Source organism: Cupriavidus metallidurans CH34 (assembly GCF_000196015.1).
Classification (GTDB): Bacteria; Pseudomonadota; Gammaproteobacteria; order Burkholderiales; family Burkholderiaceae; genus Cupriavidus; species Cupriavidus metallidurans.
The window spans coordinates 2,535,045-2,550,459 of the sequence record NC_007974.2; the positions used below are offsets into that span (position 1 = coordinate 2,535,045).

Genomic DNA, 15,415 nt, shown 5'->3' on the forward strand with positions numbered 1-15,415 from the left:
TTTCACGTTCCCCACCATGCGTCTGGCCGGTATCTCCGCAATATCTCTCGATCTCGACGACACCCTTTGGGCTTTCGAACCTGCCGTCGTGCGCGCGGAACAGGTCCTGCATGACTGGTTGCTGCAGCAAGCGCCCAAATCCGCACCGATCCTTTCATCGCCCCAGGTGCTGCGTGACCTCCGCGTCCAGTTCGAGGCCATGCGCCCCGAACTGGCTGGCAACATGCGCGCGCTGCGGCTGGGCTCGATCCGGCTGGTGCTCGACATGTCGAACGAAGACCCCGGCCTTGCCGAGGCCGCCTACGACGCTTTCTACGCTGCGCGCCAGCAGGTCGATTTCTTCGACGATGCGCTGCCCGCGCTGGAATGGCTGAGCCAGCGGTTTCCACTCGTCGCGGTATCGAATGGCAATGCGAATCTCAAGCTGACTGGCGGGCACCAGTTCTTCCGGGCATCGCTGAACCCGCAGAGCTTCGGCAGCGGCAAACCCGGCGCCGCGATTTTCCACGCGGCAGCCGATGCAGCCGGATGCGCGCCCGGCCGAATGCTTCACGTCGGTGACGATCCCGACCTCGACGTAGCCGGCGCGATCGCCGCCGGCGCACAGGCCGCATGGGTGGTGCGCTCCGAAGAGGCGTCCGCCGCGCAATGGTCACGCAGCAGCCCGCCTCCGCACCTGATCGTTCGCGATCTGCGGGCGCTGTGTCAGGCACTGGACGCCTGAAGCGCGTAGAGACGTTATCGAAAGAAAACGAAACGGCTCTTAGAGGAAGCGCTCCGCTTCGTCCAGCATATTGCGCACCGGGACTATCGCACTGCGCTTCACCCGCACCAGCATGAACGCCCGGACCAGCGGCGGGTCACCGGGGATGGTCGCCGACGACAGCTCGACGTCATCGCCACCCACGTCGTCATTCGTCAGCAGGACATTCATGCGGCTCAGCCGCACGTGCCGGTAATCCACCCGGAGCAATTGCCTGACATCCCCGATCACCTTGATCAGGATGTCCAGTTGGCGATCGAGCGTGCCGGTGGCCTCGGACAGCTTGGCCAGTTCGGCATCGTTGCGCGCGATTTCGGCGTCCAGTTTCGCCACCTCACCGATTGCCGGTTCCACCGCGCCGCCCACTACCGCGCCCATCCCCTTGCCTTGCGACTCGAGCAGGCGCTGCCGCGTCTTGAGCAGTGCGATCTCCTGCTTGAGCGCATCGCGCTTCGTCAGCCTGCTGGCAATGCGCGCCATCCCCTGGATCGCCAGTTGGTCGAGCATTCGGCGCACGATCTCCTCGCGCAGCGCTGCCTCGGTCGGCTCGCACATCGTGAGTTGGTGATCGCTGAAGCTGAATGTCGTCTGCGGCACATCGGAGCGCACGGTATCGCCTTCCGTGGCCACGCCGAGCGTGTGGCGCTCCACCATGGTCATGCCGAGCACCGCGTACGCCTCATCGGCCGCCAGGTTGTTGTCGAAGAACTTGCGCAGTGTCGCGGCCCCATTCAGCGCGCGGGATACGTCGTCCGCCGTCGCAAAGCAGGCATGGATGCAGGCATCCGTGGACCAGTCGGCCGCACATGCCTCATGAACGGCGGGCAGTTGGGCCACCAGCCCCCTGACGTATTCGAGCGCCGCGGCGGTATCGGGCGCCAGCCTCTGCTGGTAGCGCGTGGCCAACCGCAGGCGCGGATTCAACGCCGTCATGCGCTCGATTGTGTCTTCGACGTCACGTCCGCCTCTGGCGCCCCCACCGGATGCCTCGGTCCCGCGACGCCTGAACCATCTGCTGATACCCATCGGATCCTCTTGTCAGTCGTGTGTCAGCCGTGATTCAGCAGCACGATCGTCAACAGCAGCGACGCATCGCTGAGCGCCGCCACGTCGTGCGGCTCCCCGCCAGCGAGGTAGAGCAGATCGCCGTGTCGAAGCCGTTGGGCAACGCTGCCGAGCGTTACCTCGATTTCGCCTTCGAGACATTGAATCGTGACCGGGCCGGGTACCGCGTGCTGTGGCAGCCGCTTGCCGGCCAGCATGACGAGCCGGGCAACTTCGAGGTGGGGGGCCTTGAACAGCGCGCTACTCGGTGTTTGCGCCAGGTCCGTGCCGAGCGGCAGGACGCTCGCGGTCTGGCCAGACGAAAGATGGGGCAGTGACATGGATAGGGGCTCGCTGATTGGATGAACGCCGGGCGGCGCGACGCACGCCGCATGTGGCCGCTTTCAGTCTATTGCCAGAACCGGCCTGTCAGAAAGGGACGTGCGTCAAAAGACGCGCATTTCGGGGCGTCGGGGCGAATGCAGTAAACTACGCATCGTTCGCCACGCCGGACGCGGCCCATCGTGCATGTCTTTATCCGCACACGAGCCGCCGTCACGAACGTCGAAGTGGGTATCCGGCGAACACATCCCTGGGCCCTCGCGCCCGCCCCACCAGCCTGCCCGAACCTGCCAACGAGCGGTCCGGCTTGCGCCCCCTCCAGGCTTTGCCTGCCGCTTCGACCCTCGATCCGGGCCTACGCGCCGTTTGCCGCGCACGGTCTGGATAACGCCCCGCGCGCCCTGACGGGACCGCCGCACGGGACTGGAACCCCCCAGGCAACTGCCTGGCCGGTCTGCCCCTGGACGCGCTCTTGCGCCGGGCGGGACCGAATTCCGGAGGACAATCCATGAAGAAGTCAGCCAGCCTCTGGCTGCTTGCCGCCACCGTCGTGCCCGGCACCACTTACGCCGAATCCGGTGTGAACCTGTACGGCATCGTCAGTTCGGCGGTGCGCTATACCTCGAACCTCGATGGCCGGCATCATGACCAGGTCGCGCTCGTATCGGGCGGCATGGTAGGCAGCCGCTTCGGCCTGCGGGGCTCCGAGGACCTTGGGGGCGGCAACAGGGCCATCTTCCAGCTCGAGGCCGGCATCGGCAGCGACGATGGCCGCGCGGCCTACAACGCATTTTTCGGCCGCCAGGCCTGGGCCGGTCTCTCCGGCAACTGGGGCAGTCTGACCTTCGGGCGCCAGTACAACGCGCTCAACAACATCGGCTGGGCGTTCAATCCGCTCGATCAGGGCTGGGGCAACTTCTGGTCCGACCCGCTGTACGTCGGCGGCGACATCTTCTTCCAGGACTACCGCATCAACAACAGCGTGGTCTATCAAAACACGGTCGGCCCGTTCTCCGTCCAGCTCGACTACGGCGCGGGCGAGCAACCCGGCAACCAGAGCCGCGGCACCACGCTCGGCGGCGGCGTGAAATACCAGCAGGGACCGCTGGCGCTGGGCGTAGCCTACGACCAGCGCAGCAGCACCGATGGCACGAACACGATCCGCAATTACTCGGTGGGCGGGTCCTACGCGTTCGGCAAGGCCACGGCCTACCTGGGCCACATGGGACGTCGCGAAACAGCCAGCGATGCCTCATTCGCCACCTCGTTCATCGGCCTCGGCTATCAGCTCACCCCTGCGCTGCATCTGTCTGGCGCCTATTACCGCTACCAGCAACGCGGGGCCGTGACCACGCAGTTCCAGGAGACACCCATCCTGCTGGGCAGCGGCAACGCCGACAGCGTCGCCCTGGTCGGCGACTACGCGCTCTCCAAGCGCACCAGCCTGTACGTAGAGGCCGATGTCGTCTACGCGCGCGGCGGCACCGTCGGCCGCGAGACCGAGTATTGGGCTGGCACGCCGGTGACCGACATCGACAGCACCACACGCGTGGGCGTCATGGTCGGCATGCGCCATCAGTTCTGAGCATCCGGCTGGTTTCCATTGGTCCCTTGGGGGGTCCCTAGGGCTTTGGACCAATGGAGACCATACAGCGGCAGAGATAAAGTGGATCGAGCACAACGGACAGCCGCCTCGCAGGAGAACATCTTGAAGCCACTGATGCGTACCGCCTTGATTGCAGTGCTGGGCCCCTGCTGGCTGGCGGCCTGCAACACCGCGCCAATCCCGCCCGGCAAACCCGTCGATATCTCCACTGCGCTGGAAAAGATCACCACCGACCTGTGCGCGTTCAAGCAGAAGTTCGCGCAGAAGGCACAGGGCCAGGGCGTGGCGGTGGATACCTATCGCGTCGAGCTGGCGCTGAGTGTCGACGGCGCGCGGAATCCGCCCGTGGCCGTCGCGCCGGATATCGCCTTCATGCCGACCGTGAGCTATGGCCAGACCATCACCATCGCCAAGGACAGCAAGGTAGTGGTGACCTTCAAGGACACGGGCGCATCGAGCCTGGCGTGCGACGGCCAGTAGCGCCGCAGTCCTGAACACAGCCGTCCGCCCGGAACCAACTCGAACCACTCCAACTTACTCGCCAGGTGAACAGCCATGCCAGGAAGCCAATCGGAGTCCGATGCGATGGAGCAGGCGGACGAAGGGCGCGATCCAGCCCTTAATGTCGTCGATCGTGTCGCGGAGATGTGCTTTGGGCTGTTCATGGCCCTGACGTTCGTCGGCGCGGTATCTTCGGCAACTTCTGCAGCCTCCCCGACTTCCGGGGCCGACGCGGGCCACACGATGCTCGTCACGGCGCTTGGCTGTAATCTGGCCTGGGGGCTCGTCGACGCGATCATGTTCCTGGTACGTACCCTGGCGGATCGCGGGATGCGATTCAAGGTCGCAACGGCCGCCCGGGAGGCGCCAACCGCAACCGAGGCCGTGCGTGCCATCCGCACCGCGCTGTCACCCAGCGCGCAGTTGCTGCTGAGTGACGCCGAGATCGACATGTTGCGTCAGCGGATGGCCAATGCCGTAGAACTCCCTGAGCGGGCGAAGCTCAATGCCCGCGACTTGCTGGGGTCCATCCGCATCTTCTTCATCGTCGTGCTGTCCACGTTTCCCGTCGCGCTGCCATTCGTGTTGCTGAGCGATGTGCCGACGGCCCTGATCGTTTCCCGCATCCTGACCCTCATCATGCTGTTCGTCGGCGGCATGGCGCTCGGTCGCCACGCGGGATTCAATGGCTGGGCCACCGGCCTTGGCATGACTGCGCTCGGTGTCGTCCTGACGATGGCCGTCATCGCCCTGGGGGGATGAGATGCGCCACCCGGTCGCCGCATTGGGTATCGCGCTGGCCGTATCCAGCGCGCACGCGCAGGAGGCTGCCGCGCCTGCGGCCAACGCATCGCAGGAAGCGCAGCCACCCGCCTGGAATTTCTCGCTCGCCGGCTACTGGAACATGCCGCGTCAGGAACAGAGTTACCTTTCCGCCATCGCGATCGCGGAGCGCGACAAGCTGCATCTCGAAGCGCGTGCCAACTACGAGGCCATGCACGCGCAATCGGCCTTCGTTGGCTGGTCCTTCGCCGGCGGCGAAACATTCACCTACAAGGTGACGCCGATCATCGGCTTCGCCATGGGAAGCATCCACGGCGTGATTCCGGGGCTGGAGGCGAGTCTCGCCGCGTACAAGTTCGACTACTACATCGAAGCCGAGTACCTGACCGGCTCCGGCACGCAAACGCCAAGTTATCTCTATGCCTGGAGCGAGCTTGGGTATCGTCCGGTCGATTGGCTGCGGCTTGGCTTCGTGATGCAACGAACGCGGATCTACGGCGGCGATCGTGAGTTCCAGCGTGGCGGCCTGGTGCAACTCACGTTCAAGAACGTGACGGTCGGCTGCTACTGGTTCAATCCCGGCTCGTCCGAACAGGTGGTCATGACGAACCTCACCGTCTCGTTCTAGTTCTCCCGCGCGCGGCAGCACGCAATGTCGTGACGCCCCAAGCCCATCCCGACGCACCACTCCGCGTTTACCCCCGGGAAATTCTCTGACCCGTGTAAGAAGCAGGTAAGCCGAGCACCGTACCTTGTCGGCATGGTTCCCTGATGACGCTCATATTGCGCACCCCGCTGGCGTGGCGCGCGGGCGGCACTCGGCCATGCAAAGCGCACAAGTACGCAGGAGACAGAGATGAATGACGATCTGGTCGAAAGACTGAAGACCAACCCACGGTATCAACGACTCGTCCACAAGCGCTCGCGGCTTGGCTGGATACTCACGCTCGTCATGCTCGTGGTGTATTACGGCTACGTGCTGCTGATTGCCTTCGACAAGGACCTGATGGCCAAGAAGGTCGGAGACGGCGTGACCACTTGGGGCATGCCGATCGGGCTGTTCGTGATCGTCTTCACCGTCGTCATCACGGGGCTCTACGTGCGTCATGCCAACAACACCTATGACGAGCTCACCGAGCAGATCAAGCGGGAGGTCGCATGAAAACGCATCACGTTATCGCCGCAGGCGGCGCATTGCTGTTGTCGACGGCCGCGCTGGCCGCGGGTGGTGATCTTGGACAGGCCGTCAAACAGCCCACCAACTGGACGGCCATCGGCATGTTCGTCGTGTTCGTCATCGGCACGCTGTTCATCACCAAATGGGCGGCCAAGCGGACCACGTCCGCGGCGGCGTTCTATACGGGCGGTGGTGGCATCACCGGCTTCCAGAACGGCCTGGCCATCGCTGGCGACTACATGTCGGCAGCATCGTTCCTCGGCATTTCCGCCGCCGTGTTCGCAAACGGCTACGACGGCCTGATCTACTCGATCGGCTTCCTGGTCGGCTGGCCAATCATCACGTTCCTGATGGCGGAGCGCCTGCGCAACCTCGGCCGTTTCACGTTTGCCGATGTGGCCGCCTACCGCTTCAAGCAGGGCCCGATCCGCGCGTTCGCGGCGTCGGGCACGCTGGTGGTGGTGGCGTTCTACCTGATCGCGCAGATGGTGGGCGCCGGGCAACTGATCAAGCTGCTGTTCGGGCTCGAGTACTGGATCGCGGTGGTGATCGTTGGCGCGCTGATGATGGTGTACGTGCTGTTCGGCGGCATGACGGCAACCACCTGGGTGCAGATCATCAAGGCTGGCCTGCTGCTGGGCGGCGCATCATTCATGGCCTTCATGGTCATGGCGCAGTTCCACTTCAGCCCCGAAGCACTGTTCGCCAAGGCCGTTGAAGTCCATGCCAAGAAGGACGCGATCATGGGCCCGGGCACATTCATCAAGGACCCGATTTCGGCGATCTCATTCGGCATCGCGCTGATGTTCGGCACGGCCGGCCTGCCGCACGTCCTGATGCGATTCTTCACCGTGCCCAATGCCAAGGAAGCGCGCAAGTCCGTGTTCTGGGCCACCACGTGGATCGGCTACTTCTACATCCTGACGTTCATCATCGGCTTCGGCGCCATCGTGCTGGTGAGCACCAACCCGACGTTCCAGGACGGTAGCGGCAAGCTGCTCGGCGGCCTCAACATGGCGGCCGTTCACCTGGCCACTGCAGTGGGCGGCAACGTGTTCCTCGGGTTCATCTCGGCGGTGGCGTTCGCGACAATCCTGGCCGTGGTGGCCGGCCTCACGCTGGCCGGCGCGTCGGCGGTGTCGCACGACCTGTACTCCACGGTCTTCATGCACGGCAAGGCAACCAGTTCGATGGAACTGCGCGTGTCGCGCATCACCACGATCATCCTCGGCATCATCGCCGTGGTGCTCGGCATCGTCTTCGAGAAGCAGAACATCGCGTTCATGGTGTCGCTGGCGTTCGCCGTGGCGGCATCGGCCAACTTCCCGGTCCTGTTCATGTCGGTGCTGTGGAAGAACTGCACCACGCGCGGCGCGATGGTTGGCGGCTTCCTCGGCCTGCTGTCAGCCGTGATTCTGACGGTCCTGTCCCAGGCGGTGTGGGTCGACGTGTTCCACTTCAAGAATGCGCCATTCCCGTACACGTCTCCGGCGCTGTTCTCAATGACGATCGGCTTCGTCGGCATCTGGTTCTTCTCGATCACCGACAGGTCACCCCGGGCACGTATCGACCGTGCCGGCTTCGAGGCACAGGAACTGCGTTCCGAGACCGGCATCGGCGCCGTCGGGGCCGCAAGCCACTGATCCGCCCGGCGTCGCCCTCCCGCGGCGCCTACGGCAACTGCTTGCCGGGCAGCGTGGGTGTCACGCCACGCGTGCCTGCGGCGGGCACACGGCGCGTGCCGGTCGGTCTGGCGCGCGCCTTCTCCTTGCCTGACACCGGCGCAGCCAGAATGGCCTGGCCCTCGAACTGGCCGCGCGCGTCGAACGCCCCCATCCGCACCGGTTCGCCCATGCCGCCCACCACATGCTGGGCCAGCGCGTTACCGGAACTGGCTGCCGCAAGCAGCCATGCCGCCGTCATCACACGAACGCCGCAATCCCTTTTCATTCGATCCTTCCGTATCCCTTATCGTCACGGTCGGCGAGCATAATGCGGGCGGGATGCTGGCGTTGTAATGAATTGTTATGCCCCCGCGCAAGGCCACCAGACGGCCCGAACCGGCCGCTTGCCGGCCCACCTGCGTACAATGCCGGGCTCAACTAGTGGGATGACGTCCGTGAAGAAAACCGATCTGGAAAAGAACAAGGGCCTGAAGATCAACAACAGCATGAAACAGTACGGTGCCAACCGGGCTGGCTCGCTGCCTAAGGGCAGCCGCCGCGCGGAGACCGGCAAGACCGGCCTGCTCGGCAAGCTGCTCGGCAAGGCCGTGCCGCCGGAGAAGGCTGGCGACTGAGCGGGATCCGCGTCTCCCGGGGTATCCTTGACCCTTCACGGCACATGCAGCACTGGACTGAACGCCGGATCGAGGAGAAGCCATGGATATGCAAGGCAGGGAAACGCAGGGGATGTCCCGGGAGCGGCTGGGGCGGATCGATCGTTTCATCAATGAAGCGTATATCGCCAACGGCAAGCTACCGTGCGCGCTGACCCAGGTGTGGCGGCGTGGCGAGCTGGTGTTGAACTCGGTGCTGGGCCAGGCCGACCGCGAGCGGCAGGTGCCGCTGGCCGAGGACTCGATCTTCCGCATCTACTCGATGACCAAGCCGATCACCTCGGTGGCGATCATGATGCTGCTCGAGGAATGCAAGATCGCGCTTGACGATCCGGTCAGCAAGTACATTCCCGCATGGGAAAACCTCGGCGTCTTCACCGGCGGCTTCATGGAGAGCTTCCAGACGCGCGCGCCAGCACGACCGATGCAGGTGGTCGACCTGCTGCGCCACACCTCTGGACTGACCTACGGCTTCCAGCAGAACACCAATGTCGATGCCGCCTATCGCAGGCTGAAGCTGGGCGACATCGCCACGGACGGCACGCTCGACGACATGATCGAGAAGCTGGCCACGCTGCCGCTAGAGTTCTCGCCGGGCGAGGCCTGGAACTACTCGGTATCGACCGACGTGCTGGGCTACCTGGTCGGCAAGATCAGCGGCATGCCGTTCGAGACCTTCCTGAAGGAACGCATCTTCGATCCGCTGGGCATGGTCGATACCGCGTTCCACGTACCCGAGGACAAGGTATCGCGCTTCTGCGCGTGCTACGCCATCGGCGCGCTGGGTTCGAAGGTCATTTCGCCGCGTGGGCCGATGCTCCAGGACGATCCTCTGGCCAGCACCTACCTGAAGCCGCCCAGCTTTGTCTCGGGTGGCGGTGGTCTGGTGTCGACGGCGGCGGACTACATGTGCTTCGCACGCATGTTGCTGCAGGGTGGCGAACTCGATGGCGCGCGCCTGCTGAGTCCGAAGACCCTGGCGCTGATGACCGCCAACCATCTGCCGGGCGGTGTGGATCTGCCGCGCATGTCCCGCTCGATGTTCAGCGAGGCCACCTACGAAGGCGTCGGATTCGGACTCGGCTTCGCCACGACGCTCACGCCAGCCACCACGCTGATTCCCGGCAGCGCCGGAGACTTCTTCTGGGGCGGCGCGGCCAGCACCTTCTTCTGGGTCGATCCTGAGGAAGACCTGATCGGCCTCTTCCTGACCCAGCTCCTGCCGTCGTCGGCCTATCCCGTGCGCCGCCAATTGCGCACGATGGTCTACAGCGCGATCACGGAGCCGGGCGCCGGTGCGCGCTGAACGTCACACGCATCGGACGGTACTACAATGCACGCATCAGAGACCGAGTCGGGATACCGTTGATGAAGAAAGCAACTTCCCTCGTTGCGATCGTGCTGATCGCCTTCAGTACGCTGGCCAACGCCAGCGTGGCCGAAGGCGCCCGTGAATTCAAGGCCGACGTCAAGGCGGCAGGCAAGAAGACCGGACACGCGGTGCACGAGACCGCGATTGCGATTGGCGACGGCGCCAAGGCTGCCGGCCATGCCGTCGCCGATGCCAGCAAGCGTGGCTATCACTCGACGAAGAAGTTCGTAACGGGGCATGAGTAAGGGGCACGAGTAAAGTCGCCCCGACGTCCAGCAGGCAACGTGGCCGCGTGCGGGTGGAGACCCGCACGCGGCCACGATCACTTCATGACTGCCGTTTTTCCAGCACTTCGCGAATCACCTGCTCGAAGGCTTCCGGCGGTTGCCCGCCCGTGAGGAGGTAGCGGTTGTCGAAAATGACCGATGGCACCGAGTTGATACCCATCGACTGGAACTGCGCCACCTCAGCGCGCACTTCATCGGCATAGGCATCGCTTTCCAGAATGCGGCGCGCCTCCGCGCCATCGAGACCCGCCGATTGCGCGGCCTCCACAATCACGTCGTGATTGCTCGGGTCCTTGCCCGCGCCGTGATAGGCCTTCAGCAAGGCCAGCTTGAGCGGCAGCTTCTTGCCCTGCGTGCCGGCCCACTGCAACACGCGATGCGCGTCGAACGTGTTGTAGATATGCGTCCGGGGGCCAAACTCGAATCCGACCGCCTCGCCGCGCTCGCGGATCTGTACCTGGCGCTCGGCAAGCTGCTCGGCGGTGCTGCCGTACTTCGTGCTGACGTAGTCGAGGATGGTGCGGCCTTCCGGCGGCATGTCCGGATTCAGTTCGAACGGATGCACGACGATCTCGGCTTCCACTTCGTCCCCGAGACGCTCCAGCGCCTGCTTGAGCGACGTCAGGCCAATGGCGCACCATGGGCATGCGATATCGGAAACAAAATCGATCCTGAGTGCTTGAGTCATGACTTTTCCTGATCTGCGGAATATGGGAACCGCGACAGGTTAGCGTGAATCGCCGGGCCGTGCTTGGCGATGCGTGCCACGCTCTATACTGGACATGACATCGGCCAACCGCGCCGGTGTCCCGTCAACGACCACGCCTGCAGGAGGAGCCGAACTCGCGGATGCTGCGCAGCCGGCCTCCGCACTGGGAGCCCCCGAGGTTCCCATCCCGACGAACCATTCGCGCCAGGAGGCAACGATGGGACGCAAATTCATCGATTGCCGCGACTATCCCAGCCAGATGCATTGCACGGTGGCACTCAGTGCTGATACCGAAGAGGAACTGCTGGAAGCCGCGGTCCAGCACGCTGTACAGGTGCACGAGCATCAGGACACGCCAGAGTTGCGCAGCCAGCTCAAGGCGTGCTTCAAGGACGGCTCGCCGCCGAGTTGAAGCCTGGATAAAAAAGGGGCGCGGCGGCACAACGCCCATTGTGCCGCCACGCCTTCCCCAAACCGGATCGGTTCGATTCGCTCAGCCCTTCGGGCTGGCCTGCAGCGGCATGGACTGCATCGGCATCATGTTCAGATTGGCGTTGTGCATGACCCACAGCGAGCCAGACACCACGATGGCAATCAGGAACACCGTGCAGGCGAAGATCGCCGTGTTGCCACGCTGCCCCTTGCGCGGGCCCAGATGCAGGAAGAAGACCAGTTGCACCAGCAACTGCGCGATGCAGAGCAGGACGATGACCGCGAGCCCGTAGCCCGGCGGCAGTACCCCACTCATCACGGCACCGAAGGACACCAGGGTCAGCACCACCGACAGCCCGTAGCCGATCAGGTGGCTGCGAATGCTGCCGTGCGACGATTCATGAGCGGTAGCGCTGGTGGGCTTCACAGGAAGGTCCTCAGGTAGACGATGGAGAAAACGCAGATCCACACGAGATCCAGGAAGTGCCAGAACAGGCTCAGGCAGGCCAGGCGTCGACGCACGATGCCGTCGAGGCCGAACACCTGGATCTGGTGCACCATCACGATGATCCAGAGCAGCCCGGCCGTGACGTGCAGGCCGTGCGTGCCCACCAGCATGAAGAACGCCGACAGATAGGCGCTGCGGCCCGGGCCCGCCCCTTCGTGAATCAGTTCCATGAACTCGAAGATCTCCATGCCGACGAACGCCGCGCCGAGCGCGAACGTCAGCACTATCCAGCGGATCACCTGGTTCGGATTGGCCTTGCCGTCCTCCAACTTGATCATCGCCACGCCGAAGGTCAGGCTGCTGGTCAGCAGCAGCATCGTTTCACCGAGCACGAAGCGCAGGTCGAACAGTTCGCGCCCGCCCGGGCCGCCCGCGGTGTTGTTGACCAGCACGCCGAACGTCGCGAACAGCACCGCGAAGATCAGGCAGTCGCTCATCAGATAGAGCCAGAAGCCCAGCGTGGTGCGCGACTGCACCACGTGATCGTCGTGTCCGTCGTGACCGTGGGCAGCGTCATGGCCGTGGGCGTCGGACGCATGGCCCGGCGCATGGATGCCGGGCGCTGCGTCGGCCCGGAGTTTCAGGGATGTCGTCATGATCAGTTGGAGCCTTGCAGTTGCTGGAAGCGCGCGCGTTCGATGCGTTCCACTTCGGCGGCGGGGACGTAGTAGTCCACGTCGCGGTCATACGCGCGGGCGATGAAGGTGAAGATCATCGCGGCCAGGCCGAAGCCCACCATCCACCAGATGTGCCAGACAAAGCCGAAACAGAACACAAGGCCAAACACGGAGACGAGGAAGCCAGCCGATGTATTGCGCGGCATATGGATGTCCTCGTACCTGGCGGGCTGCGCGTAGGCGCGGCCGGTATCCTTGTCTTCCCAGTGCTGCTCCAGCGACGTGATGTTCGGCACGTGCGCGAAGTTGTAGAACGGCGCGGGCGAGGCGGTGGCCCACTCCAGGCTGCGGCCATCCCACGGATCGCCGGTCAAGTCACGGTTCTGGTTGCGGTCACGCACGCTGACGTAGAGCTGCCACAGGATTGCCAGGATGCCGGCGCCGATGATGCACGCGCCAACCAGCGCGACGATCAGGTACGGCTGCCACTCGGGGTTGGTGTAGTGGTTCATGCGGCGGGTCATACCCATCAGGCCCAGCGCGTACAGCGGCATGAAGGCCAGGTAGAAGCCGATCAGCCAGCACCAGAACGCGACCTTGCCCCAGAACTCGTTGAGCGTGAAGCCGAACACCTTCGGGAACCAGAACGACATGGCCGCCAGACAACCGAAGACCACGCCACCGATGATCACGTTGTGGAAGTGGGCGATCAGGAACAGGCTGTTATGCAGCACGAAGTCCGCGCCCGGCACGGCCAGCAGCACGCCGGTCATGCCGCCCACCGCGAACGTCACCATGAAGCCGATGGTCCACAGCGTCGACGAATGGAAGCGGATGCGGCCGCGATACATCGTGAACAGCCAATTGAACAGCTTCACGCCGGTCGGAATCGAGATGATCGACGTCATGATGCCGAAGAACGCGTTGACGCTGGCGCCCGAGCCCATCGTGAAGAAGTGGTGCAGCCAGACGAAGAACGACAGCACACCAATCGACGACGTCGCGTAGACCATCGACTTGTAGCCGAACAGCGGCTTGCGCGAGAACGTGGCAATGATCTCCGAGAACGCGCCGAAGCACGGCAGGATCAGCACGTAGACCTCGGGGTGGCCCCAGATCCAGATCAGGTTCACGTACATCATCGCGTTCCCGCCAAGCTCGCTGGTGAAGAAATGCATGTCCAGATAGCGGTCGGCGGTAAGCAGCGCCAGCGTGGCGGTGAGCACAGGGAAGATCGCGACGATCAGGATGTTCGTGATCAGCGCGGTCCACGTGAACACCGGCATCTTCATCAGCGTCAGGCCCGGCGCGCGCATCCGCAGGATCGTGACGATGAAGTTGATGCCTGTCAGCGTGGTGCCAAGCCCTGATATCTGTAGCGCCCAGATGTAGTAATCCACCCCAACGGTCGGACTGTACTCAAGACCACTGAGCGGTGGGTAGGCCACCCATCCGGTGGCGGCGAAATCGCCAACGAACATCGAGATCATCACCAGCACCGCGCCAATGGCCGAGAGCCAGAAGCTCAGCGAGTTGACGAACGGATAGGCCACGTCGCGCGCGCCGATCTGCAGCGGCACGATCACGTTCATCAAGCCCAGGATGAACGGCGTGGCCACGAAGAAGATCATGATCACGCCGTGCGCCGTGAAGATCTGGTCGTAGTGGTGCGGCGGCAGGTAACCGGCGGTCTCGCCGACGGCAATGGCCTGCTGCGTGCGCATCATGATGGCGTCGGCAAAGCCGCGCAGCAGCATGACCAGCGCCATGATGATGTACATCACGCCAACGCGCTTGTGGTCCACCGAGCAGATCCACTCGCGCCAGAGGTAGGTCCACTTGCGGTGATACGTGATCGCGCCGAACAGGGCGGCGCCGCCCAGCAGTACCACCACCAGCGTGCCCATGATGATGGGTTCGTGCATGGGGATGGCATCGAGAGTCAGTTTTCCGAACATGGGTTATTGCTCCACGGTGTCGGGCAGCGGCGGCAGAGCGGCGCGCAGCGTCTCGGGGCTGTCCGCGCGGCAGATGTCGCCATTGCTGGCCATGTATTGATCGACGACACCCTGGAACAGGCGTGGCGAAACGTTTGCGTAGATGGTGACCGGGTCCTTGCTGCTGGGCTGCTTCAGCGCGCGGTAGGTCTGTTCGTCGAGCACGTTGCCGGACGCGCGGGCGCGGGCGATCCACGCATCGAAATCCTCGCGCGAGGTGGCAACCGTCCGGAAATGCATGTCCGAGAAGCCGGCGCCGCTGTAGGCCGCGGAGCGGCCGTCGAACACGCCAGTTTCATCGGCGATCAGATGCAGCTTGGTTTGCATCCCGCTCATCGCATAGACCATGCTGCCGAGCTTCGGGATGAACAGTGCATTCATCGTCGATTCGGCCGTGATGCGGAAGTTGATGGGCGTGCCGACCGGCACAGGTAGCTCGTTCAGCGATGCCACGCCGTACTGCGGATAGATGAACAGCCACTTCCAGTCGAGCGCGACGACGTCCACCTCTATCGGCGCCACCTTCGACTCGAGCGGCCGGAACGGGTCGAGCTTGTGCGTGGTGTCCCAGATGATGATGCCGAGCAGCGCCACGATCACGCACGGGATGCCCCAGACGACGACCTCGATCTTGGTCGAATGCGACCAGCGCGGCGCGTACTCGGCCTTGGTGTTGGTCTCGCGATACCGCCACGCGAACACCAGCGTCAGGATGATGACCGGGATGACCACCAACAGCATCAGCGCGGTGGACAACACGATCAGGTTGCGCGTTTGTACACCTACGGCGCCGCTCGGGGAGAGCAGATCGTAGGAACAACCGCTGAGGATCAGGGGAGCCGCGACGTAGAGCCACGCGCGGACTTTGGGGGGGATGGGTATCCGCCGGCGGACATGCTCCGGGGCGGTAACTCGCTCACGCATTTCAGACACCTATTG

19 protein-coding genes are annotated in these 15,415 nt (G+C 64.0%); 11 read left to right on the forward strand and 8 right to left on the reverse strand.

The features are described 5' to 3' along the window. Window positions 1-16 precede the first annotated feature (16 nt). Entirely contained in the window at window positions 17-724 is a 708-nt protein-coding gene (locus RMET_RS29445; protein ID WP_011520173.1) for an HAD-IA family hydrolase, read from the forward strand. 39 nt (window positions 725-763) lie between these two features. Here RMET_RS29445 and RMET_RS29450 read toward each other — a convergent pair whose 3' ends face one another. Both RMET_RS29450 and RMET_RS29455 read right to left on the reverse strand, forming a co-directional pair. After that, on the reverse strand, window positions 764-1,789 hold the full coding sequence (locus RMET_RS29450; RefSeq protein ID WP_011520174.1) for a hypothetical protein: 1,026 nt from the start codon (window positions 1,787-1,789) through the stop codon (window positions 764-766). A 23-nt stretch (window positions 1,790-1,812) separates the two neighbouring features. Beyond that, window positions 1,813-2,148: a cupin domain-containing protein gene (locus RMET_RS29455; RefSeq protein ID WP_011520175.1), complete on the reverse strand. Its 336-nt coding sequence runs from the start codon at window positions 2,146-2,148 to the stop codon at window positions 1,813-1,815. A gap of 509 nt (window positions 2,149-2,657) precedes the next feature. Here RMET_RS29455 and RMET_RS29460 point away from each other — a divergent pair. The 6 genes from RMET_RS29460 (at window position 2,658) to RMET_RS29485 (ending at window position 7,859) form a co-directional block, all read left to right on the forward strand. Further along, on the forward strand, window positions 2,658-3,734 hold the full coding sequence (locus RMET_RS29460; protein WP_011520176.1) for a porin: 1,077 nt from the start codon (window positions 2,658-2,660) through the stop codon (window positions 3,732-3,734). A gap of 135 nt (window positions 3,735-3,869) precedes the next feature. Beyond that, window positions 3,870-4,235, forward strand: coding sequence for a hypothetical protein (locus RMET_RS29465; RefSeq protein ID WP_008652207.1), 366 nt, complete (start codon window positions 3,870-3,872; stop codon window positions 4,233-4,235). Between the two features lie 105 nt (window positions 4,236-4,340). Further along, on the forward strand, window positions 4,341-5,018 hold the full coding sequence (locus RMET_RS29470; RefSeq protein WP_029308719.1) for a VIT1/CCC1 transporter family protein: 678 nt from the start codon (window positions 4,341-4,343) through the stop codon (window positions 5,016-5,018). A 1-nt stretch (window position 5,019) separates the two neighbouring features. Next, window positions 5,020-5,667 carry a hypothetical protein gene (locus tag RMET_RS29475; protein ID WP_011520179.1) on the forward strand — a complete coding sequence of 216 codons (648 nt, stop codon included), beginning with the start codon at window positions 5,020-5,022 and terminating at the stop codon, window positions 5,665-5,667. Between the two features lie 228 nt (window positions 5,668-5,895). Then, window positions 5,896-6,201 (forward strand): DUF485 domain-containing protein, encoded by a 306-nt coding sequence (locus RMET_RS29480; RefSeq protein ID WP_011520180.1) that lies wholly within the window; start codon window positions 5,896-5,898, stop codon window positions 6,199-6,201. Then, a complete protein-coding gene (locus RMET_RS29485) occupies window positions 6,198-7,859 on the forward strand; it encodes a cation acetate symporter (RefSeq protein ID WP_011520181.1) in 1,662 nt (553 codons plus the stop codon). The genes RMET_RS29480 and RMET_RS29485 overlap by 4 nt, the downstream gene beginning before the upstream one ends. Window positions 7,860-7,887: 28 nt before the next feature. On the opposite strand, the gene RMET_RS29490 is transcribed toward RMET_RS29485, so the two are convergent. Next, complete coding sequence (locus tag RMET_RS29490) at window positions 7,888-8,166, reverse strand: hypothetical protein (RefSeq protein ID WP_011520182.1); 279 nt, start codon at window positions 8,164-8,166, stop codon at window positions 7,888-7,890. 160 nt (window positions 8,167-8,326) lie between these two features. Between RMET_RS29490 and RMET_RS29495 the strand changes: the two genes are divergently transcribed. From RMET_RS29495 to RMET_RS29505, 3 genes are all read left to right on the forward strand, one after another. Next, the gene (locus RMET_RS29495; protein WP_029308717.1) at window positions 8,327-8,515 is read left to right on the forward strand and encodes a hypothetical protein; all 189 of its coding nucleotides are present in this window, start codon (window positions 8,327-8,329) and stop codon (window positions 8,513-8,515) included. A gap of 82 nt (window positions 8,516-8,597) precedes the next feature. Further along, on the forward strand, window positions 8,598-9,860 hold the full coding sequence (locus RMET_RS29500) for a serine hydrolase domain-containing protein (protein ID WP_011520184.1): 1,263 nt from the start codon (window positions 8,598-8,600) through the stop codon (window positions 9,858-9,860). A 62-nt stretch (window positions 9,861-9,922) separates the two neighbouring features. Next, the gene (locus tag RMET_RS29505; RefSeq protein WP_011520185.1) at window positions 9,923-10,171 is read left to right on the forward strand and encodes a hypothetical protein; all 249 of its coding nucleotides are present in this window, start codon (window positions 9,923-9,925) and stop codon (window positions 10,169-10,171) included. A gap of 82 nt (window positions 10,172-10,253) precedes the next feature. Here the strand turns inward: RMET_RS29505 and RMET_RS29510 are convergent, their stop codons facing one another. Next, window positions 10,254-10,901, reverse strand: a complete 648-nt coding sequence (locus tag RMET_RS29510; protein ID WP_008648808.1) for a DsbA family oxidoreductase — start codon at window positions 10,899-10,901, stop codon at window positions 10,254-10,256. 238 nt (window positions 10,902-11,139) lie between these two features. Here RMET_RS29510 and RMET_RS29515 point away from each other — a divergent pair, with 238 nt between their 5' ends. Next, window positions 11,140-11,334, forward strand: a complete 195-nt coding sequence (locus tag RMET_RS29515; RefSeq protein ID WP_008648807.1) for a DUF1059 domain-containing protein — start codon at window positions 11,140-11,142, stop codon at window positions 11,332-11,334. A gap of 81 nt (window positions 11,335-11,415) precedes the next feature. On the opposite strand, the gene cyoD is transcribed toward RMET_RS29515, so the two are convergent. From cyoD to cyoA, 4 genes are read right to left on the reverse strand one after another with little or no spacing between them, the layout of a single operon-like run. After that, on the reverse strand, window positions 11,416-11,781 hold the full coding sequence (gene cyoD / locus RMET_RS29520; protein ID WP_011520186.1) for a cytochrome o ubiquinol oxidase subunit IV: 366 nt from the start codon (window positions 11,779-11,781) through the stop codon (window positions 11,416-11,418). Then, window positions 11,778-12,458 (reverse strand): cytochrome o ubiquinol oxidase subunit III, encoded by a 681-nt coding sequence (gene cyoC, locus RMET_RS29525; protein ID WP_011520187.1) that lies wholly within the window; start codon window positions 12,456-12,458, stop codon window positions 11,778-11,780. The genes cyoD and cyoC overlap by 4 nt, the downstream gene beginning before the upstream one ends. Before the next feature lie 2 nt (window positions 12,459-12,460). Next, entirely contained in the window at window positions 12,461-14,437 is a 1,977-nt protein-coding gene (gene cyoB / locus RMET_RS29530; RefSeq protein ID WP_011520188.1) for a cytochrome o ubiquinol oxidase subunit I, read from the reverse strand. Window positions 14,438-14,440: 3 nt separating this feature from the next. Further along, complete coding sequence (gene cyoA, locus RMET_RS29535; protein WP_011520189.1) at window positions 14,441-15,400, reverse strand: ubiquinol oxidase subunit II; 960 nt, start codon at window positions 15,398-15,400, stop codon at window positions 14,441-14,443. Window positions 15,401-15,415 lie beyond the last annotated feature (15 nt).